Raw genomic sequence first — 25765 nt, 5'->3', positions numbered from 1 at the left:
AGGCACATGCAAGGTTTAATTACGTTTAAAAAAACAAAAAGATATTGACAGTAACTTCCAAAATGCATACGCTGTATTTGTTGAATAAGTACAAAAATTACGTGCTAAGCTTATTTATGAGCAAATATGTATGCAGGTCAAAAATCTGATCATGAACGGAGCATTATCTGCGGGTGAAGCGTTACATTTCAATGCTAATAAGTATGATAGATTATGATAGAAAGGCGGCTATATATGAAGCATATCTTTTTGGTAGAAGATGACAGGGAAATCGCCGGGAATCTGACGCTCCTGCTGAAGGCGGAAGGTTTTGCCGTAACCCATGCTTCCACCCAGGCGGAGGCAGTCTCCGCTCTGACGGACAGCAGCCGGACTGAGAAGCCCTTTGACCTGGCCCTTGTGGACATTTCCCTGCCTGATGGAAATGGATTCACAGTCTGTACGGAAGTGAAACAGAGCAGGGATATCCCTGTAATCTTCCTGACAGCCTCCGGCGACGAGGCCAGTGTGGTTACAGGGCTGAATATCGGGGCGGACGATTATATTACCAAGCCTTTCCGGTCCCGGGAGCTGATTGCAAGAATCGGGAGTGCGCTGAGGAAAGCAGGCCGCGCCCCTACCGCTTTTGAGATGGGGGGCCTTCGGGTGGATACCGCCAGCGGCCTGGTAAAAAAGGAGGGCAGGGAAATATTTCTCTCCGCGCTGGAATATCGGCTGCTGTTGGTATTCATCAACAATCCGGGTAATATCATTACAAGAGACAGACTGCTGGACGAGCTGTGGGATGCCGCCGGAGAATTTGTGAACAATAATACGCTGACGGTATATATCAAGCGTCTGAGGGAGAAAATTGAGAATGATCCGGCCAGTCCCCGGATTATTCTGACGGTTCGGGGAATCGGATATCGGTTGGGAGGAAATGATGTTTCGAAATAAAGAGATTCGCAGGTTTACTGCTGTGTTTACAGCGACAGCCGCCGCCGCGGTCACAGGGGGATTCGTGCTCCAGCCGGCGGCGGGATTGCTGGCGCTTGCTTCCGCTGCTCTGTACGGGGCGGCTTTTTTATTGTTTACCAGGGCCAGGTACAACAGCATCGCACAGATTTCGGCCCAGATTGATCAGGTACTTCATCATGAGGACTGTCTGTACATCAGTGAATCGGAGGAAGGGGAGCTTTCCATCTTACAGAGTGAGATTGTCAAGATGACCCTGCGCATCCGGGAGCAGAACGATGCGCTGAAAAGGGAGAAAAAGCATCTGGCAGATTCGCTGGCAGATATTGCCCATCAGCTTCGCACACCGCTCACTTCCGCGAATCTGGTTCTGACGCTTCTGAAGAACAGGCCGGGGGAAAGAGAGGAGGGATCTCTGCTGCGGGAGATGAAAGCACTGTTCGGCCAGATGGACTGGCTGATTACCTCTCTGCTGAAATTGTCCCGGCTGGATGCGGGGATTGTGGTATTCCGGAGAGAGAGGATACAGGTGGAATCATTGATGAATACTGCCGTCAGGTCCTTTCTGATTCCCATGGAGCTGCACAATATCACTCTGGAGACAAATATACCGGAAGAGGCGGAGATTTCCGGGGATGCGGACTGGCTGTCGGAGGCTCTGCGGAATATTCTGAAGAACTGTATGGAAAATGTGAGAGACGGCGGGACCGTCCGGATTGTCTGTGAGGATACGCTGCTTTATACAGAAATCAGAATTCATGACAACGGCCCGGGGTTTGACCGGGAGGAGCTGCCTCGAATCTTTGACCGATTTTATCGGGGAAAAAAGGCAGAAGCGTCCGGGTATGGAATCGGTCTGGCGCTCTGTAAGAGCATTATCACCAGACAGGGAGGGACCATTACCGCCGGAAATCATCCTCAGGGCGGGGCGGTGTTCTATGTCCGGTTTACAAAATAATTCTTCAAAAGTGACGAATCTCTCACCGAAAAGTCACGGGAATGTAAGCATAAGTCTGTATGATGTGAAATGTGATCCGGGACCGGAAGACGGAAACGGCACAGAAAAAAGTATCTGCATCAATTTGCAGAAAGGAAAGGATGGAAGCTTACATGGTGATATGGGAAACGGTGAAAAGGAAAGCGGCGGAAGGCGACGCCTGGAGAACTGCCGGGAAGAGAGGAGGTGCCGGGCATGGACTTTTTGAGGATTGAGGACCTGTGTAAGGTTTACGGCAGGGGAGAGAATCAGGTCACTGCACTGGACCATGTGTCTCTGACCATTGAAAAAGGAGAATTTACTGCGATTATCGGTTCCTCCGGTTCGGGCAAATCCACCCTGCTTCACGCCATTGCCGGGGTGGATTTGCCCACCAGCGGAAAGGTGTATTTAATCGGACAGGATGTATATGCGCAGAAAAACGAGAAGCTTGCCATATTCCGCAGGCGGCAGGTGGGGTTGATTTACCAGTTCCATAATCTGATTCCCACATTGACTGTGGTGGAGAATATCACATTGCCGGTTCTCATGGACAGGAGGAAGGTAAACAGAGAGCGGCTGGAGGAATTGCTGGAGCTGCTGGGACTGCAGGAGCGGCGGAATCATCTGCCCTCCCAACTTTCAGGAGGGCAGCAGCAGCGTGTGGCCATCGGCCGCGCTCTGATGAATGCACCGCAGGTTATGCTGGCAGATGAGCCCACGGGCAGTCTGGACAGCCGGAACGGACAGGAAATTATCCGTCTGCTGCGGGCCAGCCATGAAAAATACGGCCAGACACTGATCATTGTCACCCATGATGAAAGTATCGCGCTGCAGGCAGACCGGATTATCTGTATATCGGACGGCAGGGTAATCCGGGATGAAAGGCAGGTGATAAGGGTATGAACATTTTTCACAAAGTCGCTGCGGAAGGATTGACGAGAAACCGTACACGTACCCTGGTGACCGTTGTGGGGGTGGCGTTGTCCGCGGCTATGTTTACGGCGGTCACTACGTTTGCCGTTTCTCTGCAGTCCTATATGATGAACGGGGCCATTGCAAAATACGGCGGCTGGCATGTGGCTTTCCCGGACGCGTCGACTCTGTCTGCAGAGGTACTGCAGGAGGATGACAGAGTAGAAAGCATGACCTTTTACAGGAATGTGGGCTATGCCCTCCTGGAGGGCGGGCAGAATCCCGACAAACCTTATCTGTTCATAGCAGGTTTTGGCGCGGATACTTTTGAGACCCTTCCGGTGCAGGTAATATCGGGAAGGCTGCCGGAGAAAGCAGGTGAAATCCTTGTCCCTGCCCATGTGGCCTCCAATGGCGGCGTGAAATTTGCGGTGGGCGATACGATTTCTCTTTTGGTGGGAAGCCGGATAAGCGGAGACGAGACGCTTACGCAGCATGACCCTTTTTGCTCCGGGGAAAAGCCGGGAACAGTGGGAGAGACTTTGCTGCCTGGAGGGAGACAGATGTATACCGTGGTGGGAATCTGTGAGAGGCCCGGATTCGAGGAGTACAGTGCGCCGGGATATACTCTGATTACCTGTGATGAGACAGCGGGAGCATCTGCCGGTTCCACGGCATTTGTCACTTTGAAAAATCCTTATTCCACACGAAGCTATGTGGGAAGCCTGGCAGAGGATTCCGCGTACTTTCTGAATGATGATGTGCTGCGTTTTGCGGGAATTTCGGGCAATCAGATTTTCAATATGATTCTTCTGTCCATAGGGATTGTGCTGATGGTTCTGATTATGCTGGGCTCCTTTTTCCTGATTTACAATTCCTTTGCCATTTCGCTGAATGAACGCGTACATCAGTTCGGAATCCTTTTATCGGTTGGTGCCACGGAGAGACAGCTTCGGAATTCCGTCCTGTTTGAGGGACTTCTCATGGGTTTTATCGGAATTCCTCTGGGAGCGGCGGCAGGGATTCCTCTGATTGGGCTGGTGCTCATGCTGGTATCCGAGAATTTCAGCAATGTGCTGTATGACAATGTTCCCCTGGTATTGAAGGTATCAGTGCCTGCCATCGCTGTGGCGGCGGTGACAGATATGTGCACCATTCTGCTCTCGGCATATCTTCCGGCCCGAAAGGCGGCGGGAATGTCGGTGATGGAATGCATCCGACAGACCAATGCACTGAAAACAGATGAGGGAACTGTGGGGCCGCTGAAACCTGTCAGAGCGCTGTACGGGCTGGAAGGGAGCCTGGCATGGAAAAATTTCCGGAGGAACAGAAAGCGTTATCACAGTATTATTCTGTCATTGACACTGAGTGTGGTGCTGTGGGTGTCAGCTGATTCTTTCGGGACAGATCTGAAGCGGCTTGGGGCGCAGGCGGTTGTGGATGTGGACGGAGATATTCTGTTTCAGACAAAGGATATGGGAGAAGAGGAGTTCTTACAGCTTTATGATGAGCTGAAGATGGTGAGCGGGGTGAGTAAAAGTGCCTTTGATTTTGCGGCAGAGGATCCGGGAGGCGCAGAGGCGGAGCACTGTATGACATTCTGGTCAGATACGCCGGGGCAGACGAAGGACAGGATGCAGACGCTGACGGACGGCGCAGGTATCACAGTTTCGTACACCCTGCGCAATGTGCATGAGGCACTGGAGCAGAATCGCAATATGCTGTTTATTATTAACCTTTTTGCCGTATTTTTTACAATTATGATTTCGCTGATTGCCATGGCAAATGTATTTAATACGATTTCCACCAACATCAGGCTGAGGAGACGGGAGCTTGCCATGCTCCGTTCCGTGGGCATGTCGGACCGGGAGTTCGGCAGGATGATGAGGTTTGAATGTCTGCTGTACGGATTTCGGACGCTGCTGTACGGACTGCCTGCGGCCGGACTCTGTTCCTGGGGGATTTACATGGTGCTGATTGGTCTGGAAGAAGCTGTGGATACGGAGTATACGATTCCCTGGGGAAGCATGGGGACCAGTATACTGGGGGTATTTCTGATGATTTTTGTCACAATGATATATACAACCGGTAAAATAAAGAAGGAGAATATCATTGATGCGCTCCGGGATGACTTGAACTGAAAAGGCATTTCGTAACGTCTCCGCCGTATTGACTTCCCGGGCGGAAGCGAGTATACTGAGGTAACGGTCCGGCTTTGGCCGCAACAATGCAGGCAGGGCGCGGAACCGTTGCTTTTGTCTGAGCAGCCGCTCCTAGAACACGTTCCAGGGAGGGACTGACAACGAATATATAAAGGAGACTTACATATGGAAAAAAAGATGCTTTTTCCGCAGACAGGTGCTTTGATTCACGGCGGTGATTATAATCCGGAACAATGGCTGGACAGGCCGGACATTCTGGAGGAGGACGTGCGCCTGATGAAGAAGGCAGGCATGAACAGTGCCACACTGGGGGTATTCTCGTGGTCTGTTCTGGAACCCAGAGAGGGAGAATTCCATTTTGAATGGCTGGAGGAAATTGTAGACAGATTGTATCAAAATGGTATTTATACCGTTTTGGCCACACCATCCGGGGCACGGCCGGCCTGGCTGGATGAAGCATATCCGGAGGCCATGCGTGTGAACAGGCAGGGGATGCGTGAGCATCACGGAGGCAGGCATAACCATTGTATGACTTCTCCCAAATACCGGGAAAAAGTGACAGTGATTGACCGGAAGCTGGCAGAGCGGCTGGGCTCTCATCCCGGTGTGATTATGTATCACATTTCCAACGAATTCGGCGGGGAGTGTTTCTGTCCCCTGTGTATACAGCGATTTCAGGAGTATCTGGCCGAAAAATACGACCATGACATCGACAAACTGAATGCCGCGTGGTGGACTGCTTTCTGGAGTCATCGTTACAACCGCTTTGACCAGATTGAGCCGCCCTTTGCAAGCGGTGAGAACAGTGTCATGGGGCTGAATCTGGAGTGGAAGCGCTTTACCACCTGGAATACCAATGACTTCATGAAGCATGAAATCAGCGTACTGCGGAGTGTGACGCCGGATGTTCCGGTGACAGCGAATTTCATGCGTCTGTTCGGGGGGCTGGATTATCGTAAGATGGCTCCGGAACTGGACGTGGTCTCCTGGGACAACTATCCGCTGTTCCACAACGACTGGGAAACGTTTGCGGAGACCATGTGTGAGACGGCTTTTCAGCATGCGGTGATGCGTTCTCTGAAACGGGGGACCCCGTTCATGATGATGGAGAGTGCGCCGGGGCTGGTAAACTGGCAGCCTGTAAATAAAGTGAAGAGACCTGGGGTACACAGACTTGCCTGCCTGCAGGCTGTGGCCGGCGGGTCTGATACCGTGCAGTATTTTCAGTGGAGAAAAGGACGCGGTTCCTTTGAGCAGTTCCACGGTGCGGTGGTAGATCATATTGGCACCGATGATACCAGAGTGTTCCGGGAAGTGGCTCAGGTGGGAGAACTGCTGAAAAAGATTGCTCCTGTGGCCGGGACGCTGGTTCAGCCCAGGGCCGCACTTTTGTTCGACTGGGATAACCGCTGGGCAATCGAGGATGTAAAAGCACTGGCTCAGGCCACTAAAAAGTACGAGGAGACCTGTATTGATATCTGGAAGTCCTTTTTCCGCCTCGGCGTGGATATGGATGTAGTGGGATCCGATGAGGACCTGAGTGCCTATGATGTGGTGGTGGCACCCATGCTGTATCTGCTGCAGCCGGGGACTGCCGGGAATCTGAAAGCTTTTGTGGAGAGAGGCGGACAGCTGCTGGCCACTTATTTCACAGGGTATGTGAATGCCGATCAGCTCTGCTATCTGGGCGGATTTCCGGGGGACGGCCTGAAGGATTTGTTCGGCATCATCAGCGAGGAGATTGACTCTCTGTATCCTTCAGACAGAAACGGAATCCAGATGACGGACGGAACAAAGTGGGAAGTGAAGGAGTATGCGGAGATTCTTCAGGTACAGGATGCGCAGATACTGGGGCGCTATACAGATGACTTCTATGGGGGAAGCGCTGCTGTAACCTGTAAAAATCACGGCAGGGGCAACGCCTACTATGTGGCAGCCAGAACCGCCGGGGAGCAGATGCTGCCGCTTTTTGAGAAAATGCTGGCGGATGGGGGAATCCCTGTGAGAAAGCTGCCCGGGGGTGTGGAATATCATGTGAGAAGCGGGGAAGAAGGACGCTATGAATTCTATCTCAACTGTACCGGGGAGGAACAGACGGTCTCCGATGTAAAGGGGAAGGATCTGGTGACAGACACTGAGGTGCAGGGTACGCTGACCCTGCAGAGGTACGGTGCGGCAGTGGTGAAGACAGCCTGAGGCAGGCTGCTGATATAAAAAGATCCCTCTCTTTCATGGGTGGCGATATGGCCACGGCATGGAAGAGGGGGATTTATTTTTGAGACTTTCATCCATGGAGAAACTGCGCGACTACTTTATCCAGAACTTCAAAATAATTCTCGAAAGTCTTGCGGCAGCAGCCGGGATTGTCAATGACGATTCCGGGACTTCTCAGCCCGACCAGGGAAAAGCCCATTGCCATGCGGTGGTCGTCATAGGTCTCCACTCTGGAGGCCCGGGGCATGCCCGGGTAAATGGTAATGCTGTCATCGGTTCTCCTGCAGGAGATTCCCATTTTGGTCAGTTCTGTGACAATTGCCCGGATGCGGTCGCTTTCCTGAAAGCGGATATGCCCGATTCCTGTGATGGTGGTGGGACTGTCTGCGAAGGGAGCAATGGCCGCCAGGGTAATGGCCTGGTCGGAGCAGGCGGACATGTCTTCGACAACGCCGTGGAAGACACCGTCCGCAGGCGGTGTCACCAGAATTCCCTGAGGGGTATCTTCTGCGGAGCAGCCCATTTTTATCAGTATTTCAATAAATGCCACATCTCCCTGAAGGGAATCAAAATGGACATGATTTACCAGAACGGGGAGATTCAGCAGCGGACTCATGGCATAAAAGTAACAGGCAGCGGACACATCCGGCTCGATTTGGTAATCCATTGCCCTGTAATGCTGGCCGGCTTTGGTCAGAAAAGTACGCTCTGTTGTCTCCTGTGCGCGGACGTGGAATTGCTCCATCATTCTCCGGGTCATTTCGATGTAGGCCATGCCGTGGGTGCCCTCGATTTGAATTGTGAAGTCCCTATCGCACAGACAGGAGACAATGAGCAGTGCGCTCAGAAACTGACTGCTGCTGTCGATGTTGACAGAAATCCTGTCTCTCCGGAAGCCGTGGGCCCGGAGTGTGAAAGGGAAATGCCCCCGGGCGCTTCCGGCTTCATAAATAATCTCACACCCCAGTTCCTCCAGGGCGTCCAGCAGGGGGGCCATGGGACGTCTGCGCATCTGTTCCGAGGCATCCATATGATAGACGCCGTGAGAAAGGCCGAGACAGGCGGTGAGAAACCGGGCTGCGGTTCCGGCGCTGCCCACGTACTGTTTTGCTTCCTGGCGGGGAATCCTTCCGCCCAGCCCTTTGACAACAATACGACAGTTGTCTTCATCTGCTTCCGCTTCAAATCCCAAATCCCGGATACACTGGAGAAAATGCCTGGAATCATCGGAGAAGAGAGCGCCGCGCAGACAGGAAGTTCCTTCGGCCAGGGTGGCCAGCAGAAGCGCGCGGTTGGTGATGCTTTTGGAACCGGGAACGCTCACTGTAAGCGGACCGGCTGAGGGGACCGGCCCGGACTGGATGGAAGGATATATATATGGAACAGAATAGGCATTGTCAGGAACATTTATGGACAGACGATATCCCGTCCATACCCATTTCAGGATACTCAGATAGGCAACTGTGATACCGAGGAAACAGGAAATCCATGTGTCGTGCCACCAGGAGGGCCGCTGTATCCGGAGCATGTGCCTCAGCCATCCGAGGACGAACACCGGCGCGCCCGCGGTGAGGCCCCAGTAAATTCCGCAGCTGAGCATGGCCAGTTTGGGGCGGAAGTTTCTGGAGAATTTGTACCAGAACCAGCTTCGCTTATAGTTTTCTCCATAAAATAATTTCATGTAATAGTCAAAGGGACTGCGGGATGGAATTCGCTCGTATTCATATCGGTTGAAATACCAGGCCATCAGCACGATGAGGAGAAAGCTGATGAGATTTGCCGTAAACAGAGCTTCCCACCCGAAACCGAATCTGCGGACCAGGATATTGCCCTCCATGTCCAGAGTCGGTGTGTTTACAAATGTGACAAACCCATCCATGAGATGAATCAGCAGATTGCCCAGAGAGAGCCTGACAAAACGGTATTTCGTTCTCTTTCCTGGCTTTACAAGCACAAGCAGGGCGGCGAGAAGCAGCATGGCGAGAATGAAAAGGATGGTGGCCGCCCTGTACTCATATTTTAATTTCCCGGCCAGGGAAATCAGATTTGCTTTTAAGGTTTCCATATCAGACATAGCTCGAAACTCCTTTCATGAACAAAAACATTATACAAATTAACCGGAAAGCCTGTCAATCTCTTTTGGTTTATTGTATAATGACCTTGTATTTTCGGTGATGAAGGGAAAAGAGAGGTGCGAGGATGAAGAGAGACTTTGATTTGCTTTCCATGGGAGAAATCATGCTGCGGCTGTCGCCGCCGGACAATGAGCGCATTACCAGAGGGGACAGCTTCAGCAAACAGGCCGGAGGGGCGGAGCTGAATTCCGCCACCGGCGCTGCCATGCTGGGGCTGCGCTGCGGGATTATTTCCAAGCTTCCCGCCAACGATCTGGGGATGTATATCAAAAACAGAGTCCGTCTCTGCGGTGTCAGCGATGATTACCTGGTCTATGATGAAGACAGGGATGCCAGGCTGGGAGTGTACTACTATGAAAACGGCGCATATCCCAGAAAACCACGGATTGTCTATGACAGGAATTACACTTCCGTGAACAAGATTTCCGTGGATGATTATGACGACAGTCTGTATACCGCGGCCCGCTGTTTCCACACCAGCGGAATCACACTGGCGCTGAGTCCCCAGGTGAGAGAGACGGCTGTGGAGATGATCAGACGCTTTAAGGACCAGGGGACCATCATTTCCTTTGACGTGAATTTCCGCGGGAACCTGTGGACCGGAGCCGAGGCGAAGGCATGTATCGAATCAATTCTGCCCTATGTGGATATTTTTTTCTGCTCTGAGGATACAGCCAGACTGACCTTCCTGAAAGAGGGGGATGTCAGAACCATCATGAAGAGCTTTACGCAGGAATATCCCATTTCCATTGTGGCTTCCACCCAGCGGGTGGTACACAGCCCGAAGCGTCATTCTTTTGGCTCTGTGATTTACAGTGCCAAAGAGGATGTGTTCTATGAGGAGGCGCCCTATAAAGATATCGAGGTAGTGGATCGTATCGGAAGCGGAGATGCCTATATATCCGGTGTGCTTTACGGACTGCTGTCCTGGGAGGGAGAGTATCAGCGTGCCCTGGAGTACGGGAATGCGGTCAGCGCTCTGAAAAATACAGTTCCCGGAGATCTGCTTTATACTGATTTGAATGAGATAGAGGGAATCATCAGAGAACATAAGTCAACAGGACGCATTGCGGAGATGGATAGATAACCGGAACGGGGATATTACCAGTGTCTTAATCGGCGCCTCCAGGGCCTCTCAGATACTGGACAATGTGAAGACGATTGAGAATCTGGAATTCAATGACGGAGAGCGGGCACAAATTGAAGAGATTCTGATGTGAGACCGGTATAAATATTTGATTTTGCCCTTGACGCCTGCATCTTTCGAGACTATAATAAGCGCTTGGTATTAAGAAAAAGGAAAGAAGCGTGGCTCTTATGACAAAGGATATGACGAACGGACAGCCCATGAAGCTGATTCTGGGCTTTTCCGTTCCTTTGCTTTTTGGATTTCTGTTTCAGCAGTTTTACAGTCTGGTGGACACACTGATTGTAGGGCGGTACCTGGGCGTGGATACGCTGGCGGCTGTGGGCGCCACAGGCTCCGTTAATTTTCTGGTGATTGGATTCTGCATGGGAATCTGCACCGGATTTTCCATTCCGGTATCTCATAAATTCGGTGCCGGAGATTATGCGGGAATGAGAAAGTATGTGGCAAATGCCATGTGGCTCTCCATTGCTTTCGCGGCGGTGATGACGGCGGCCACAGTGACTTTTTGCCGTCAGATACTGACAGCAATGCGGACGCCGGAGAATATCATCGACAATTCCCATGGGTATATTGTGGTGATTTTCGCCGGTATTCCGGTGGTATTTCTGTACAATATTTTATCGGGGATTATCCGGGCGCTGGGGGACAGCAGAACGCCGGTTATCTTCCTGGTGTGCTCTTCGGTGCTCAATGTAGGGCTGGATTTGCTCTTCATCGTGGGATTTCAGTCCGGCGTGGCAGGTGCGGCCTGGGCCACGGTGATTTCTCAGGCGGTGTCCGGTGTGCTCTGCCTGCTGTATATCATCAGGAAATTCGAAATTCTGCATATTACCGGGGAAGAGTGGAAGGTAAACGGGCATATGATGGCAAGTCTGTGTAATATGGGAATTCCCATGGGACTGCAGTATTCCATTACAGCCATCGGAAGCGTAATTCTGCAGTCTGCGGTGAATACGCTGGGCTCCAACGCAGTTGCGGCGGTGACTGCCGCCGGAAAAATCGGTGGATTTCTGGCCTGCCCTTTTGATGCCATGGGGGCCACCATGGCCACGTACGGCGGACAGAATGTGGGGGCCGGCAGGCTGGAGAGAATCTGGCTGGGAATGCGCTCCTGTATCCTGCTGGGGGCCGGGTATTCGGTGATTGCCTTTTTTGGCGCATTTTTCTGGGGAGAATCCCTGGCGAGCCTTTTTGTCAGCGAAGGAGCTTTGCAGATAATCGGAGATGTGAGAATGTATCTGGTGATAAATACCCTGTTTTATTTTGCGCTGGCACTGGTGAATATCATCCGGTTTATGATACAGGGGATCGGCTTCCCCAGATTTGCCATTCTGGCAGGTGTGTTTGAGATGCTGGCCAGAGGGCTGGTGGGCTTTGTGCTGGTGCCGATATTCGGCTTCCGGGCGGCCTGTCTGGGCAGCCCCATCGCATGGATTTTCGCCGATGCGTTTCTGATTCCGGCCTTTCTCCATGTGTACAGGAAATTGCAGAAGCAGCTGAAGCAACAGGAAGGCGCTGCCATTCCTGCCGCCGGGAAAAAATTAACCCGCCATATGGCGGGCTAAAGTCCTGTTTCCTCATGGATGTCACTCCCGGCTAAAATTCTTTTACAGGATTTCAGAACGCGTAAAGCTTAAATTGGGAAAGTGCGGTTTCAACTCATCGCTCACGCAATAGATTTCCTCGTCATCCCATTCGTCCCCGGCCTGGACTCTGCAGATTTCCAGCTGTGATCGGGTCTCAAAGGCCACATCGCCGATATAAATCCTTCCTCCCGGATTCAGAAGGGACAGAAGTTCACGGAGCAGACGGATTTTCTGTTCGTCTGTCACATGATGCAGAGAATAGGTTGCAATGACGGCATCTTCTCTCTGGCCACCTCCACCATTTTCTGTGAAAAGTCCTGTCCCCATATATGACAGCCCTGCTGATATAGCCTGGAGGTCAGTGTCCCGGTCCCAAATCCCATGTCCAGAACCGTTTTCCGGCGGTATTTTCCAGTTGTTTCACAGGCATACATTATTTGCCAATAAAACAGCGGGAATCGCAATATAAAACTAAAGAAAGGAAGCATTTATGCATTCTCTGATTGTGGAACGCATTTCGCGAATGCGAGAGAGAAAAGGTTATGGACACAGTAATATGAAAAAAATTTTAGAACATCAGGTACTTTTTCCGGTGGGGGCAGAATCAGACAGCTTCACTGCGGCACTTGCATCTGCGCTGGTCATTGTGCGCGGATACACGGAAGAAACGCCGTATTGGTGTGCGCCGAACAGCCGTTATTGCATCCATTGCAGCTCCTGCGGCGATCATTTGCTGGAACGACACCAGGAGTCCATCTACCACTGTCTTTTGACAGCATCGACACTGGCGTTTGGTTTCGATTATCCGTGGGATGACACCGTGAATCCCCATTCCCTGCCCGGATTTCGAAGCGGCTGGCGCTGGGACGATGACTTTGTGGATGCACTGGCACGGTTTGCAGGTTTTTCCTGGCGGCGCTGTGGTTGCACAAGTACACAGGAAGAGGTGCTTTCCGCAATAAAAAGCTCTGTGGATGCCGGTTTCCCCACGCTGCTTCGGTTGGAAAACGAAATGGAATGGATTCTTGCAGTGGGCTATGACGGTGATACTGTATATGGCCTGGATTCACAGTTTCATGCCCTGCCTGATAACTGGCATTCCATGCTGCGAGACGCCATTGTCATCACCGGCAGCACTGCACCTGACATGTCCTGCAGAGAGCTCCTGGAACGCATCGCATCTGCCCTGTCCTATGAGGAACATACGGCGCTTGAAAGTGTGATTATGGATGTGCTCGACCATGTGACGCCGGAAAATGCCATGGATGTTGCCGGCATGATGTGCGGCATCAATGGTGTGCCGATTGAGGCAAGATGGCATGCGGCGGAAAGCTTCTGCGGAGCCGAAAATCTGTTATGTGATATTTTCACAGATAAAGAAATTCACAGTCGGCTGAGAGATATTTTATCTGCACGGTACATCTCGTGTGGAAATGATGAAACACATGGTATCGGATGGAAGATATGGGGGGCGCTGGGAGTGGGGCCTGAGACCGGATATGCCGTCACCCGGCAGTCCGCAGATTTGATCTTACAAAAGGAGACACAGGAAACGCTGAAGTGCCTGTTTGCAAAGATTTTTGAAAACGACCGCGCTGTATGTGCCGAAATCCGGTCCTGTCTTGAACAATTATAATAGATCAAAGACACCCTATTGTCACCCCAATGCAGCTTTGCAAGTTCTGTCTTCAACGAGAATGGAAACAAATTCTGCCGGGAATCAGTTCTGGAAAAAGATAAAAATACGGATATTATAAAAGAGGAAGAAAAGTCTGCTCTGAAGCAGCCATTCCTGATAATAGAGCCTGTTGTCCGCCCGGTTTTTATCTTCCGGCTTTTTCAGCTCCCTCCAGATAACGTCCCAGGGGGTATTCGTGTCTCTCTGACGGCTTCTTTTGCACTTCGTATTCCCATAGCCTCATCTCCTTGCAGTTAATGCAGTTTCTTATGTTGGAATTCGACGTCGTGTGCTTTGATTATACAGGTTTCGACGCCATGTGACAACAACTTTGTGTGGAATAGACAACTCAGCCCCATGCAGGCTGTGACTGATTTGGGCATAATCTGCCCAGGTTTTTGGCAAAAAAGCAAAAGATGGCTGATAATCGCCACCTTTTCTTCGTTTTAAGGAAACTATACTTATCTACAGATATGCTTGAGCTGCTTCAGGACTTAGATGATACTGCTCCTGGATTTTGACCAGAATCGTCTGGGCTGGGACTCCCAGATTTCTTAATATGGAAACGGTTCCGATGATTCCCTGTTCAAGTCCCTGTTCAAGTCCCTGTCTGATACCTTCTCTGATGCCTTCTCTTTTAATAGTTTTAGCTTCATATTCCAGAACTTTTCCGCCCATAACCGCGCTCACTCCTTCCCTGACAGAATTGTATTTTATGGCTATATGTTCCAATACTTTGTTGGACATATCCATAATAGTGCATCTTGTATATTCGCTGATGATCCCCCGATTCAGGAATTCCTCAAGCTTACTTTTGATGATCTCATATTCTTCCTGCAAAAGTCTTAGTTTAGTTTTGTTTTTCTCATATTCCGAAAATTGTGTTTCGTGGGAAAAGATATAAAAGGGAATCAACAGCAGAAGCTTTTTCTGAAAAATCTCTTCCAGGGTGTACTGCTGTGATTTCATCACTGGGATATCATACTCTATTGTTCCACCAGGTGTTACCATTCTGACTTTTAGGGTATCGGGCGTTGATGAATTATGCCTCAAAAATAAAACGGCAGAATTTGGAAGAGTTACACTTCATTTATTATGGGAATGATCAGGGAACTGCAGTCGTTCAGCAGTGTGCGAGTGTGCGGAATACATCATCATAAGGTGTGTTTGTTATTTTTACATTTTCCATTGGCATCCGTCCCCTTTTATTATATTTTACCATATTCAAAAAAGTTACTCAATCATTAATTCTGTTGCAGCCCCTTTTCAATGAATGCTATAATATCATAACATAAATATTGTGAGGGTGAATGCAATATAAATCCACCTGCCCGGAAATGGGGAAATGAAAGTTCGGAAAAGGAGCCTGCAGAAGATGAAAGCAAATACGATATACCGGCCATTAACGGCAGCGCCGTTCAGACACAGTGCTTCTTACAGAGAGACGGAGCCCTGTCAGATGTTGCGACCTTATGTCAGATGCTTCTGGAGTGGGGAAGAGAAGGGCGACGGCGGGGGGACAGCGGGAACTTCCGAAATCGTGGTGCCGGATACCTGTGTGGATATCATTTACCGTATAGACAGGACGGATAATACTGTCATCGCCAGATTCAATGGAATAAATGACAGAAGCTTTTATGCGCATCATGCGAGGCAAACAGGACATGAGACAGAGGTTTTTGCCATTCGTTTCTATGCATGGAGCGCCTATGTTTTTTCGGAGGATTCTTTCAGCGGAACCGTAAATGGAAACTATGATGTCAGGGAAAGATTCGGCTGGCTGGACAGAGAGCTGCGGACCCGACTGGTCTGGCCTGGAACTCTGACTGACAAAATTCAGTTCACAGAAAAACTTCTTATGAAAAAACTGAATACCGGAAGGCATAACGAGACAGTAGATGGAGCCATATGCGGTATTCTTTCCCATTATGGTACATTGGGGATTGCCCGGTTATCCGGGGAGAGCTTTGTCAGCGGCAGGCATCTGGAACGACTGTTTCAGGAATATATTGGAATGTCGCCAAAGAAGTTGAGCAATCTGGTACGTTATCAGTTTTTGTGGAATGATATTGTAAGGCAGAGGTATTTTGATATGCAGGATGCGGTTTACCGATATGGATTTACGGATGAGGCACATCTGATGCGGGAGTTTAAGCGCTATCATACAATGAATATCCGTGAGGCAAGGAAAGCGGCGTTCCAATTCCTTCCTGAACAGCCGATTCCAGTTCCGCCTGGCAAAGTCGAATAAATTCTGAAGAGGCATAGAATTCTGGTGACAGGGATTTGGGGCGGTTTCAATAAGAAAATGTCGGAAATATACAAGATTTTCTGAGATGAATTCTGTAAAATGACAACGACATTTACTGATTTCAGGAAGAAAGAGAGGAACCCAAAATGAAATTCTGTACCACATTGATTGCAGTAAAGGATATGGAAAAATCCCTGCAGTTTTATAAAAATCTGTTCCGGCAGGAAGTAACTCTTGATCTGGGATGGAATAAAACTTTAAGCTGCGGTCTTACACTGCAGGAGCATTTTGACAGACTGGCAGAGTTCCCTGCGGATACCATGCATTTCCGCTCCAACACTATGGAACTGTATTTTGAAACGGAAGATTTTGACAGATTTCTGACATTGCTGGATACTTTCCCGGAGGTGGAACGTCTCCATGAGGCACAGACATTTCCCTGGCTGCAGAGAGGAATCCGTATCTTCGACCCTGACGGACATCTGATCGAGGTGTCGGAGAGTATGTATTCGGTTGCCTGTAAACTGTTTGAAAAGGGGAAGAGTGTGGAGGAGGCCGCAGAGGTGATTCAGCACCCGCTTTCGCTGGTGCAGACATGGCACGACAAGTTTATGTGCGCTGGAAAATAGCCAAATGGTCATCCGCATAATGATTGAACTGGAATCATGGCATGATGACTTTTTGAGGTGAGAAACCACTGAAAGAATAACAAGAATTACAGCCATGGAAGCAGAGAAAGAGAGGAGAGGGCAAATGGAAAAAAAGAAGATTAAAATTATCCCATATCTGGCATTTATGGGGAACTGCGAGGAGGCGGTCCACACTTATATTGAGGCCTTCGGGGGTGAGATTTACGGTATGTCCCGGTGGTCAGAGAACACATTTGAAACGACGCCGGAGCAGATTGGAAAAGTAATGCATATAGAATTTGCGCTGGGCAATACGCGTATGGCGGCGGGAGACAGCTTTGACTGTTCGGAGGCGAATGCGGCTATACGGCTGATGATTCATATGGATTCGGAGAAGGAAGCATTATACGCGGTGTCTGTACTGGCGAAGGGAGGAACCGTTCTTTCACCATTACAGCCGCACCCGGAACCGGATGACAGCGGCTGTGGTTCTATTATTAAGGACCGTTTTGGCTTCGCGTGGATTATCACCTGTCCCAATCCCCATCCTGTCAAGCGGGGATAGAACAGGCGAAATTTTTCTCCACCCGGCACTCTATTGGAAAACAGTTCTTTGCCAAACTGTAGAATCATCATACACCATGCAGATGTCAACCCATGACGTGTCTGAAGCGGCTGTCAATTATTGTCAAAGGGACAATCGGAAGCCACGGTAATTGTGCGGAATTCGCCGTTCATATTGGCAGGATCTCCCGGCTGCCAGGGACGCACTGCACAGTAAAAATGGTAGAGACGTCCCTGATATTTTAAGACGGAAGCCTTGTGGGCATGGGTTGCATCCAGGGAGCCGGGTGTACCATTGGAAAGCAGCGGATGGGAGAATTTCGTCCAGTGCAGCAAATCTTCAGATACAGCCAGGCCTTCCTGAGCATGCTGATAATCGTAGCCGAAGAAGAAATTCAGCCATCGGCTGCCGTCCCGCACAATGAAGGGATCCGACACAAATTTATGGTCCCATTTGCCGGGAGAGGAGACGGAAAGTACAGGATTACCGGGGTATCGCTTCCAATGAAGCAGATCCGTTGAGATAGCAAGACCGGTCTGCTCAATCCACCGTTCGTGGGTGGTTTTGGCATTATAGAACATATAATAACTTCCGCCTTCCTCTATAATACAGGCTTTATACAGGCCGCCGGCTTCCCAGGCCGCACCGTTCTGCCAGGAAAATACAGGCTCCTGCAGTCTGTGCCATTGCATCAGGTCTTCGGAATCGCACCAGGCCAGTCCAATTTGAGCCGGTCCGGCTTCATATCCTTCCTGAGGGTAGGAATGATAAACCATCCAGTATTTTCCGTCTATTTTCTTAAGTTTTGGCAAATCATCCAGAGAATTGCTTTCTCTGATAATCCATGTACCTGCAGCTCCAACCTTGTCCCATCCCTGTCGTTCCTGTTCTCTTTTCAGGACAGGGCCCAGTTTGTTCCAGTGGAGCAAATCACTGCTTACGGCCAGTCCGGACTGATATCCGATCCCATCAAATCCTGTATATAGCATATAAAATCTATCCTGGTGCCAGAATACGAAAGGAATGTCCACACCCAGACTGTCAAAGGTCGGGGGCTCATCCGACGAGGAAGGCAGGCCGGAACCGGTCAGTATCGGTCTGTTGTACCGGTAAGGTGTTTCATAAGGGTGTGAATCAGGCATATTATCTCGGGAAATCATATATTGTGAGCTCATTTTGAAAATCCTCCTGTATACATGTAATATTCGCATTTAATTCCACAATGGGCAGCCCCTGAGGCCAGAGTCAAATTCACTGCAATGGTTTACAGGGGGCCTGCCACCTGAGTCCAGGATGCCTGCAAGGCCCAATAAGGACTCTCTCCTAAGGCAGAGGGACGGCGGAGAAGGGTTTAGTGGGTAATAGCGCAGACCAATTTATGGCTACAGACGGCTGTAAATTCGCGAACCATGCCGGCCATCAAAGGAATCGTCCATATCTGCCCCAGGCCAGTCTTAACCTGCAAGAAACAGGCAGAGGAGGCCGGAGGCTCTTTCCGAAAGCGCTGAGGGGTGCTCTTAGCAGAGGTAAAATCCAGCCTCTACGCAGACTTAAGCGCGGTGCTTTCGCGCTTTAGTCGAAGTTGAGGCTTAGTTTACCGGCGCGTTACCAAAGAGCCTCCGGCCTCCTCTGCCGTCCCTTTGCTTTAAACTTGCCTCATTGCAGTAACCTGGACATTAGCAGTAGGCGATCTTCAGTAGGTCATTGCGGGAATCCCGGACTCTGTAAATGAAACGCGAACATACCCCATTATAGGACCCGCCCACTCCGCCAGGGAATGGACGATCTGTACTTCCTGATGGAAAAACAGCCGTATCTGCCGCGAACGGTTTGACAAAAGAAATAAAGCGCGCAACAATAAGGAAAACGTAAGGGAAGTGCATCCATGTTTACATCCAATCTTCAGAAGAAAATATTTTATTCCTACCTGGCGCTTATGGCGGTCTTCATCCTGTTTATTACAGTTATTTCCATCTATCTGCTTCGGAGAGAAGAGGAGATTTATCTGCATAACATGGAAAATGTGACCATAGGAATTTCCAACCAGCTGGAAACCAACCTTATCAATATGAACAGGATCTGCCTCCAGGTATGCCTGAACAAGGCGGTGTACGAAGCTTTTGAAGAGATTGATAAAGAAGGAGCAGAGCGCTCTTTTGAAGCGGACAGCTATCTGAAAAAGAAGCTGCAGGAAGAGCTGCTTGGCATTGTGGGACCGGATTTGTCAGTGGGAAAAGTGTGTGTGTACAACCGCGGAGGGGCATACTTAAGCTATGGGAAATATTATGAGAAAATGGGTGTGGATTACCAGGAGGTTCTCCTGGAACGATATGCCCTGATGGAGGATGCACTGCAGGAAGCACGCAGCGGGAAAAGGGTATACACAGATACGGAACTGTTCGGAGATGACAGGACAGAGATTCTGACACTGGTGCGCTTTGTGAAAAATGTAGTAAACGGCAGGGTGGTGGCAGTGGCGGAGACCCAGCTGCGGGTGGAGGAATTGCTGAAGAATATTGTGCCGGAAATGGACGGTACAGCCAGACTTTTTATCTATACCCAGGATGGAATCCTGATGTATGCTTCGGAGGAGGAAGACAGGGACAGGGACTTCTATTTTGACTATGCAGGGGAAGGCGGTTACAGACGGACGGAGATCAGGAATCGGGAAAGCGGCGGGAAGGAACTGGTTTCCCTGGCCGTGGGGGAGAAGTATGGCTTTCAGGTGGTATATGTGGAAGCATACGGCAGAATGTTCCGGGTTATCGGCAGTTTTGTCAGAATATTTATTGTGCTGTTGCTTTGTATCTGCGGGGCCAGCGTTGCCATTCTGTATCGGATAGCGGACAGATTGACAGCGCCGTTGACAGAGCTGTATTCCTCCCTGAAAAAAGTGCGTCTGAATCATATGGCTGTACGGCTGCCGGAGGATTCGGATATTGATATTATACACAAACTGAATCTCGGATTTGAAGAAATGTTTGCCGAGCTGGGCATCCTGATGGAGAATGAGATCAGGGCGAATCTGAAAGCCATGCAGGCCCAGATGAATCCACATTTTATCTATAATATGCTGTCGGTTATCTCTGCGGCCAGCATAGAGGAGAATCCGGATAAGGTCAGCTTTCTGTGCGGAGAACTGGCCAGACTGCTCCGGTATTCCACTTCCGACGGCAATTGTTTTGTGACGCTGAGGGATGAAATCGCACACACGGAATGCTATTGCCAGCTGATGAAGGCCCGCTATGAAGAAAAGCTGGAATATCATATTGCCGTACGGGGAGAGACGGACAGAATCACCATGCCGAAAATGATTTTGCAGCCGATTGTTGAGAACTGTTTTAAGCATGGATTTGCCCGGAAAGAGGGAATCTGCCGGATATGGATAGAGGCGGAGACAGGGGAGGAAGGCTGGTATTTTTCTGTGACAGATAATGGAACGGGGATAAAGGATACAGCTGTGGAGGAGCTGAAAACGGTTCTGGAAAGTAATGGAGCGGAGGCTGTTGCAGGCATGCAGGAGGGCGGACTGGGACTGAAAAATACCATACTCAGACTGCGTTTTTCCTGCAGGGAGACCATTTATTGTGAAATCGGAAGGTTTGATGACTGGAAGAAGAGACAGAAAGGACCGGAGGTTCCGACGGAGGAGACGGACCGGGGAACTTATGTCAGAATAGGAGGCCGAAAAAGTGATTAAGACAGTGATTGTGGAAGACGAACCTGCAATTGGGAGAGCGGTGGCCAAATTGCTGAGAACGATTTCCACGGACTTTCTGGTGGCGGGAATTGCAGGAAATGGCAGAGAGGGGCTGAAGCTGATTGAGCAATGTGAGCCGCAGGTGGTGTTCACGGATATCATCATGCCCGGGATGGATGGGCTGGAGATGATGGAACAGGTGAAGGCGAGAGGTGGACAGCCGCTGTTTGTAGTATTGTCCGGACATGCGGAATTTGACTATATTAAGCGGGCCCTTTCCATGGGAATTCTGGATTATCTGCTGAAACCGGTTACAGCGGGGGAGCTGGAACTGGTGCTGGATAAGGTCCGGAACCAGCTGCGGGAGAGCAGGAACAGCAGGCTGATGGAAGAACTTCACGGGGCTCACCGGGAAGCCGTTCCGGAGGCGGGCAGCCATCATGTAGCTCTGGTCTGCCTGGGAACGGTGCCCGGCTGCGCGGACAGAGGGACTTTTCCGGCTGTGCGGGCATGGAACGACATGGATTATGAAAAATATCTGGAAGAAGTATTTTCAGGTCTTTCGGCTGGAGGGGCCATGCAGTGGGCATTTCCGGGGATGACTTCCGCGGAAAAAGTGCTGATTGTGGAATATGAAGGACGGGATACTGTGATAGCCGGCTTTTATCAGCTCTATGACTGGCTGTGCGCTCATGCGGGGCTGCCGGTGACATTTGTCTATCAGGAACAGGGGGTGGGAATCAGCAGCATCGGTGGGGCAGCCAGAACCCTGCGGCAGGCACTTGCAGAAAAGAGTGTCTTTGGGGAAAACGGCATTTTTTCATCAGGCCGGGAGAGCGAACAGGGGAGGGGCGAACGCACGGGTCAGGAGACGGAGGAAGCTCTTCTGCGGATTCGCAGAGCTGTTTTTAAGAAGTTGTCTGAGGAGACAGAGGCGGCACTGGGGGCTTTCTGGGAAGAATGCCAGTACAGCCATCTGACTGTCAGCAGACTGAGTTCCGCTCTGGGACATATTGCACTTTATTTTCAGGACAGTTATCAGAGAATTGCGGTGACAGAGAAGGACATTCAGATCATGCTTGCGGACAATTACAGCTATGAAGCGCTGAGCATGGAGTGGCAGGTGATCCTGAAATCGCTGGAGGAAAATGCGGGACTGCCGGAGGATGATTCCCTGCTGGCTCAGGTAAAACGTTATATGGAGGAGCATTTCAGAGAACCGCTGACCAAACATGATATCGCACAGGCATTTCACTTTGCGCCTTCCTATCTGAGCCGTATCTACAAGGAAAAGTACGGAATTTCCATGGGTAACTATCTGACCAGACTGAAAATTGAGGAGGCAAAACAGCGGATGGCGCAGAATCCGCAGATTCTGATCAAGGAAATTGCCGCGGAAGTGGGATATAAGGATCCTTATTATTTTTCAAAAGTGTTTAAGAAGGAGACAGGAAGCTGGCCCACACAGTTTTTCTGAGAGAAAGGCCAGTGCCATTTTTCCATCGGGGAGGACAAAAATTGCATTTTCATTTGAAGAGGGTGACAGTATGATGAGGATACGGTAACCGGAACAGACAGCAGACTGTGCGGGAACAGCAATGAGAAAGAATCATAACAGGAGGTATCTACGGATGAAAAAGCTAATCAAACTGACGGCTGCAATGACATTGAGTGTGAGCCTGCTGGCGGGCTGTGGAAACAGCGGCAGCGGGACGGGAAGCTCTCCGGAGGGAGACGGATCCCGGGGAGGAAGTGAGACACAGAGCAGTGCGCAGGCAGGCTCTGAGAGCGTTGTATCGGAGGATGACAGCGCGCGGGAAGAACGGACAGAAGGGGGCTATTCCATCACACTGATGCTGGCCCAGTCCAGCTATTCGGAGGAGGCGTTTTCCCGGATCAGAGAGAAATTTTCCGATATATATGACATTTCGCTGGAATATGAAGTGATACCGGACGCACAGTTTACAAATCTGTCTCAGGTGCGTGTGTCCACCGGAGAAGCACCGGATGTGATTTTTGCAAATGTTCCCGCGGCGTATTCTACCTATGACGCGCCGAACACGCTGGTAAAGATGAACGATCAGCCCTGGATGAGCAGGCTGGGAATGGATACGAAGGCCATTGAAGCCCAGGACGGCGGTTTATACGGGATGCCGATTACCGGTTTTTCCGGAGTGATGGGAGTGATTTATAATAAGGATGTGTTTGAAACTCTTTCTCTGGAGGTTCCGAAGACCTATGACAACTTTCTGGAAGCCTGCGAGACGATAAAACAATCCGGAGTAAATCCGCTGTATTTGTCCTTTAAGGACACCTGGACCACCCAGATTGTACCCATGATTTATTTTGCAAATCTGCTGGACGAGCGTTGTGACGAAGTATATCAGCAGTTGAATGCCAATCAGATGTCCTTTGCGGATGTGCCGGAGTTTAAGCAGGCGCTGACAGATTTTCAGGCTCTGTTTGACACGGGATATGTAAATGAGGATTATATTGTGGGTACCTATGACGAGTCTCAGGCTGCAGTTGCGGAAGGCAGATCGGCGATGATGGTATGCGGTGAGTACGCGGTGAACGCCATTCTGGAGAAATATCCGGATGCCAATATCGGCATGTTTCCGCTGCCTTACAATGATGTGGACAAGGTGATGACGGCCAAATACGTTTACGCGCTCTGTGTGCCGAATGCAGCCGCCAATGTGGAGCAGTCTCTGGACTTTATCGATAAGTTTTCCCAGGCGGATATTCTGGGAATCTATCTGAACGCCAACTCAGTGAATTCACCTTACAGCGATGTGGCTTCGGAGAATATTAACGATGTACTTCAGGGCATGTATGACAGCTATCTGAATGCAGGAAAATTTGTGGTTCAGGTGGGGGATATTATCGCCAATTTCTCCTCTCTGAATGACGATGTGATGTTCCCTGCATACATTAACATTTCCCAGGGCGCGGATATTGATAAGGAAATATCCAATATTGACAAAAATGTGAAAGAGTATGGAGAAAGCCTGGGACTGGAAGGCTTCTGAAAGAGATCATGAGCCGGAGCCGGGGCAGTGCCCCGGCTTCTTTTAAAGGATTGAGGACGGTGATACAAGAATGAAAAAAAAGAAGCAGTTTAACAGATACAAATACAGTATGGCAGTACCGGCGCTGACACTTTACACAGTCTTCTACATAATTCCGATTCTGCTGGGATTCGTGATGGCATTTACCAACTGGAATATCAGAAGTCTCTACAGTGCACAGTTTACGGGGCTGAAGAATTTCATCGGCATTCTGCAGGATGAGAATTTTATTCTTTCCGTGAAAAATACACTGCTGTTCGCTTTTTTCACCACAGTGCTGAAAGTGGGATTCGGACTGCTGCTGGCCATGTTGATGACAATGCCTTTTAAAACCAGGAATATCATGCGCAGCATTTATTATCTGCCTGCGGTATTGAGCACGGTGGTAATCGGACTGGTCTTCACCGCCTTTTTCGGCGTGGACGGCATGTTTGACAGCTTTCTGCACTCTCTGGGAATGCGGGAGACGGCTATATGGCTGGGGGATGCCCGGACAGCACTGGGATGTGTGATTGCTGTGGAGGTATGGCAGTGGTCTGGCTTTTCCATGATGCTGTTCATTGCCGGTCTGCAGGGAATTGATCAGACGTACTATGAAGCGGCGCTGATGGACGGCGCGGGGAAATGGCAGAAGTTCCGCAGTATTACGCTGCCCCTGCTGGCGCCCTCCTTTACCATGACAGTGCTGACCAATCTCATCGGAGGACTGAAGGTCTTCGACAAGGTTTATGTGCTGACCAACGGGGGGCCGGGTTATGCCACGCAGGTGATGGGGACATATGTGTACAAATCTTTTTCAGCAGGTTTTCTGGGGAAATCCAGTGCCATGAGTCTGGTGCTGACAATCCTGGTCAGTGCGGTCACTTTGCTGATTAACAGGAATCTGAAGGGAAGAGAGGTGGATATGTGATGAAAAAGAAGCTTTCCATGATAGCGGCCGAAGGCGTCATGATTGCTGTGACAGTGCTCTTTTTTCTGCCTCTGATGATTATGGTATTCGGCGCGTTTAAGAATTCAGCGGAGGCGGCCATGTTCAATTTCCGCCTGCCCTCTTCCTGGCATTTTGAGAATTTTGCCTTTGTGCTGGAGACGGGAAATGTCATGCGTTCCTTTGCAAACAGCGTGATTCTCACCGGATGCTCCGCGGGGCTGGGCGTGCTTTTCGCATCTATGGCGGCTTACATCATTGCCAGAAGGAAGACACAGGGGGCGGAGAGGCTGTACAATTACTTTCTGATCGGTATGGTGGCGCCGGTACAGATTATCACCACCTATGTACTGTTGGATTTCCTGGAGCTGAAAGGAACTTTTCCGGGGCTGATCATGGTGTATATCGGCGCCAATCTGCCCTTTAACATTCTGATGTTCAGCAGCTTTATCCGAAATGTGCCGGTGGAGCTGGACGAGGCGGCGTTCCTGGACGGGGGAAGTCTGGGGAAGGTTTTTTTCAGTGTGGTACTGCCTCTGCTGAAACCCATTTATGCCACCAGCTTTGTTATTTTTGCCATGAGTGTCTGGAATGACTTTCAGATGCCGCTGTATCTGTTGAATACACCGAAGAAATGGACATTGCCGCTGACGGTTTACAATTTTTACGGTCAGTATTACAGCAGCTGGAATTATGTGTTTGCCGATATGATTATAACGGCGCTGCCCATTGTGATCGTGTATCTGGCGGCCCAGAAATATATTGTGGAAGGAATGACTGCCGGGGCAGTTAAGGGATAGAGGAAAAGGAAGAGCAAACAGGAAGAAGCAGCAGAGAACGGGAAATGAAAA

At 50.1% G+C, this 25765-nt stretch carries 23 protein-coding genes; 18 read left to right on the top strand and 5 right to left on the bottom strand.

Annotation, left to right across the window (positions count from 1 at the left end; translation table 11 throughout):
• Positions 1-234: 234 nt before the first annotated feature.
• The 6 genes from NSB25_RS12130 to NSB25_RS12105 all read left to right on the top strand — a co-directional run bounded on the left by NSB25_RS12130 (position 235) and on the right by NSB25_RS12105 (position 7203).
• The gene (locus NSB25_RS12130) at positions 235-936 is read left to right on the top strand and encodes a response regulator transcription factor (protein ID WP_103239963.1); all 702 of its coding nucleotides are present in this window, start codon (positions 235-237) and stop codon (positions 934-936) included.
• The gene (locus tag NSB25_RS12125) at positions 923-1912 is read left to right on the top strand and encodes a sensor histidine kinase (RefSeq protein ID WP_103239964.1); all 990 of its coding nucleotides are present in this window, start codon (positions 923-925) and stop codon (positions 1910-1912) included. Before NSB25_RS12130 ends, NSB25_RS12125 begins: the two co-directional genes overlap by 14 nt.
• The gene (locus NSB25_RS12120) at positions 1893-2159 is read left to right on the top strand and encodes a hypothetical protein (protein WP_103239965.1); all 267 of its coding nucleotides are present in this window, start codon (positions 1893-1895) and stop codon (positions 2157-2159) included. The genes NSB25_RS12125 and NSB25_RS12120 overlap by 20 nt, the downstream gene beginning before the upstream one ends.
• Positions 2147-2836, top strand: coding sequence for an ABC transporter ATP-binding protein (locus NSB25_RS12115; RefSeq protein WP_103239966.1), 690 nt, complete (start codon positions 2147-2149; stop codon positions 2834-2836). Before NSB25_RS12120 ends, NSB25_RS12115 begins: the two co-directional genes overlap by 13 nt.
• Positions 2833-4986, top strand: coding sequence for an ABC transporter permease (locus NSB25_RS12110; protein ID WP_103239967.1), 2154 nt, complete (start codon positions 2833-2835; stop codon positions 4984-4986). Before NSB25_RS12115 ends, NSB25_RS12110 begins: the two co-directional genes overlap by 4 nt.
• A 186-nt stretch (positions 4987-5172) precedes the next feature.
• Positions 5173-7203: a beta-galactosidase gene (locus NSB25_RS12105; protein ID WP_103239968.1), complete on the top strand. Its 2031-nt coding sequence runs from the start codon at positions 5173-5175 to the stop codon at positions 7201-7203.
• Between the two features lie 88 nt (positions 7204-7291).
• Here NSB25_RS12105 and aroA read toward each other — a convergent pair whose 3' ends face one another.
• Positions 7292-9295 carry a 3-phosphoshikimate 1-carboxyvinyltransferase gene (gene aroA, locus NSB25_RS29215; RefSeq protein WP_306817596.1) on the bottom strand — a complete coding sequence of 668 codons (2004 nt, stop codon included), beginning with the start codon at positions 9293-9295 and terminating at the stop codon, positions 7292-7294.
• Positions 9296-9420: 125 nt separating this feature from the next.
• Here aroA and NSB25_RS12095 point away from each other — a divergent pair, with 125 nt between their 5' ends.
• From NSB25_RS12095 to NSB25_RS12085, 3 genes are all read left to right on the top strand, one after another.
• Positions 9421-10443: a sugar kinase gene (locus NSB25_RS12095; RefSeq protein WP_103239969.1), complete on the top strand. Its 1023-nt coding sequence runs from the start codon at positions 9421-9423 to the stop codon at positions 10441-10443.
• Positions 10424-10576, top strand: a complete 153-nt coding sequence (locus NSB25_RS12090) for a hypothetical protein (RefSeq protein ID WP_172455110.1) — start codon at positions 10424-10426, stop codon at positions 10574-10576. The genes NSB25_RS12095 and NSB25_RS12090 overlap by 20 nt, the downstream gene beginning before the upstream one ends.
• 97 nt (positions 10577-10673) lie before the next feature.
• Positions 10674-12071 carry an MATE family efflux transporter gene (locus NSB25_RS12085; protein ID WP_103239970.1) on the top strand — a complete coding sequence of 466 codons (1398 nt, stop codon included), beginning with the start codon at positions 10674-10676 and terminating at the stop codon, positions 12069-12071.
• Positions 12072-12113: 42 nt separating this feature from the next.
• On the opposite strand, the gene NSB25_RS12080 is transcribed toward NSB25_RS12085, so the two are convergent.
• Entirely contained in the window at positions 12114-12419 is a 306-nt protein-coding gene (locus tag NSB25_RS12080; protein ID WP_242982423.1) for a hypothetical protein, read from the bottom strand.
• Positions 12335-12526, bottom strand: a complete 192-nt coding sequence (locus NSB25_RS29660) for a class I SAM-dependent methyltransferase (RefSeq protein ID WP_306817595.1) — start codon at positions 12524-12526, stop codon at positions 12335-12337. The genes NSB25_RS12080 and NSB25_RS29660 overlap by 85 nt, the downstream gene beginning before the upstream one ends.
• A 122-nt stretch (positions 12527-12648) precedes the next feature.
• Here NSB25_RS29660 and NSB25_RS12070 point away from each other — a divergent pair, with 122 nt between their 5' ends.
• A complete protein-coding gene (locus NSB25_RS12070; protein ID WP_146040046.1) occupies positions 12649-13728 on the top strand; it encodes a hypothetical protein in 1080 nt (359 codons plus the stop codon).
• 507 nt (positions 13729-14235) lie between these two features.
• On the opposite strand, the gene NSB25_RS12065 is transcribed toward NSB25_RS12070, so the two are convergent.
• A complete protein-coding gene (locus NSB25_RS12065) occupies positions 14236-14739 on the bottom strand; it encodes a hypothetical protein (protein WP_103239972.1) in 504 nt (167 codons plus the stop codon).
• A 406-nt stretch (positions 14740-15145) separates the two neighbouring features.
• Here NSB25_RS12065 and NSB25_RS12060 point away from each other — a divergent pair, with 406 nt between their 5' ends.
• From NSB25_RS12060 to NSB25_RS12050, 3 genes are all read left to right on the top strand, one after another.
• On the top strand, positions 15146-16021 hold the full coding sequence (locus tag NSB25_RS12060; RefSeq protein ID WP_172455111.1) for a helix-turn-helix domain-containing protein: 876 nt from the start codon (positions 15146-15148) through the stop codon (positions 16019-16021).
• Positions 16022-16167: 146 nt separating this feature from the next.
• Positions 16168-16650: a VOC family protein gene (locus NSB25_RS12055; protein ID WP_103239974.1), complete on the top strand. Its 483-nt coding sequence runs from the start codon at positions 16168-16170 to the stop codon at positions 16648-16650.
• A 124-nt stretch (positions 16651-16774) separates the two neighbouring features.
• Positions 16775-17215 (top strand): VOC family protein, encoded by a 441-nt coding sequence (locus tag NSB25_RS12050; RefSeq protein ID WP_172455112.1) that lies wholly within the window; start codon positions 16775-16777, stop codon positions 17213-17215.
• A gap of 113 nt (positions 17216-17328) precedes the next feature.
• On the opposite strand, the gene NSB25_RS12045 is transcribed toward NSB25_RS12050, so the two are convergent.
• Complete coding sequence (locus NSB25_RS12045) at positions 17329-18390, bottom strand: glycoside hydrolase family protein (protein WP_242982424.1); 1062 nt, start codon at positions 18388-18390, stop codon at positions 17329-17331.
• A 710-nt stretch (positions 18391-19100) separates the two neighbouring features.
• On the opposite strand from NSB25_RS12045, the gene NSB25_RS12040 reads away from it, so the two are divergent.
• The 5 genes from NSB25_RS12040 (at position 19101) to NSB25_RS12020 (ending at position 25714) form a co-directional block, all read left to right on the top strand.
• Complete coding sequence (locus NSB25_RS12040; protein WP_103239977.1) at positions 19101-20915, top strand: sensor histidine kinase; 1815 nt, start codon at positions 19101-19103, stop codon at positions 20913-20915.
• Complete coding sequence (locus NSB25_RS12035; RefSeq protein ID WP_103239978.1) at positions 20908-22392, top strand: response regulator; 1485 nt, start codon at positions 20908-20910, stop codon at positions 22390-22392. Before NSB25_RS12040 ends, NSB25_RS12035 begins: the two co-directional genes overlap by 8 nt.
• A 154-nt stretch (positions 22393-22546) precedes the next feature.
• Complete coding sequence (locus NSB25_RS12030; RefSeq protein ID WP_172455113.1) at positions 22547-23947, top strand: ABC transporter substrate-binding protein; 1401 nt, start codon at positions 22547-22549, stop codon at positions 23945-23947.
• Positions 23948-24017: 70 nt separating this feature from the next.
• Entirely contained in the window at positions 24018-24896 is an 879-nt protein-coding gene (locus tag NSB25_RS12025) for a carbohydrate ABC transporter permease (protein ID WP_103239980.1), read from the top strand.
• Complete coding sequence (locus NSB25_RS12020) at positions 24896-25714, top strand: carbohydrate ABC transporter permease (RefSeq protein WP_103239981.1); 819 nt, start codon at positions 24896-24898, stop codon at positions 25712-25714. The genes NSB25_RS12025 and NSB25_RS12020 overlap by 1 nt, the downstream gene beginning before the upstream one ends.
• The last annotated feature ends 51 nt before the right edge of the window (positions 25715-25765 follow it).

The sequence above is a fragment of the Acetatifactor muris genome (genome assembly GCF_024623325.1).
Lineage (GTDB): Bacteria > Bacillota > Clostridia > Lachnospirales > Lachnospiraceae > Acetatifactor > Acetatifactor muris.
The sequence above is the reverse complement of the archived record's forward strand: the minus strand, read 5'-3'. Positions and strand labels throughout refer to the sequence as shown.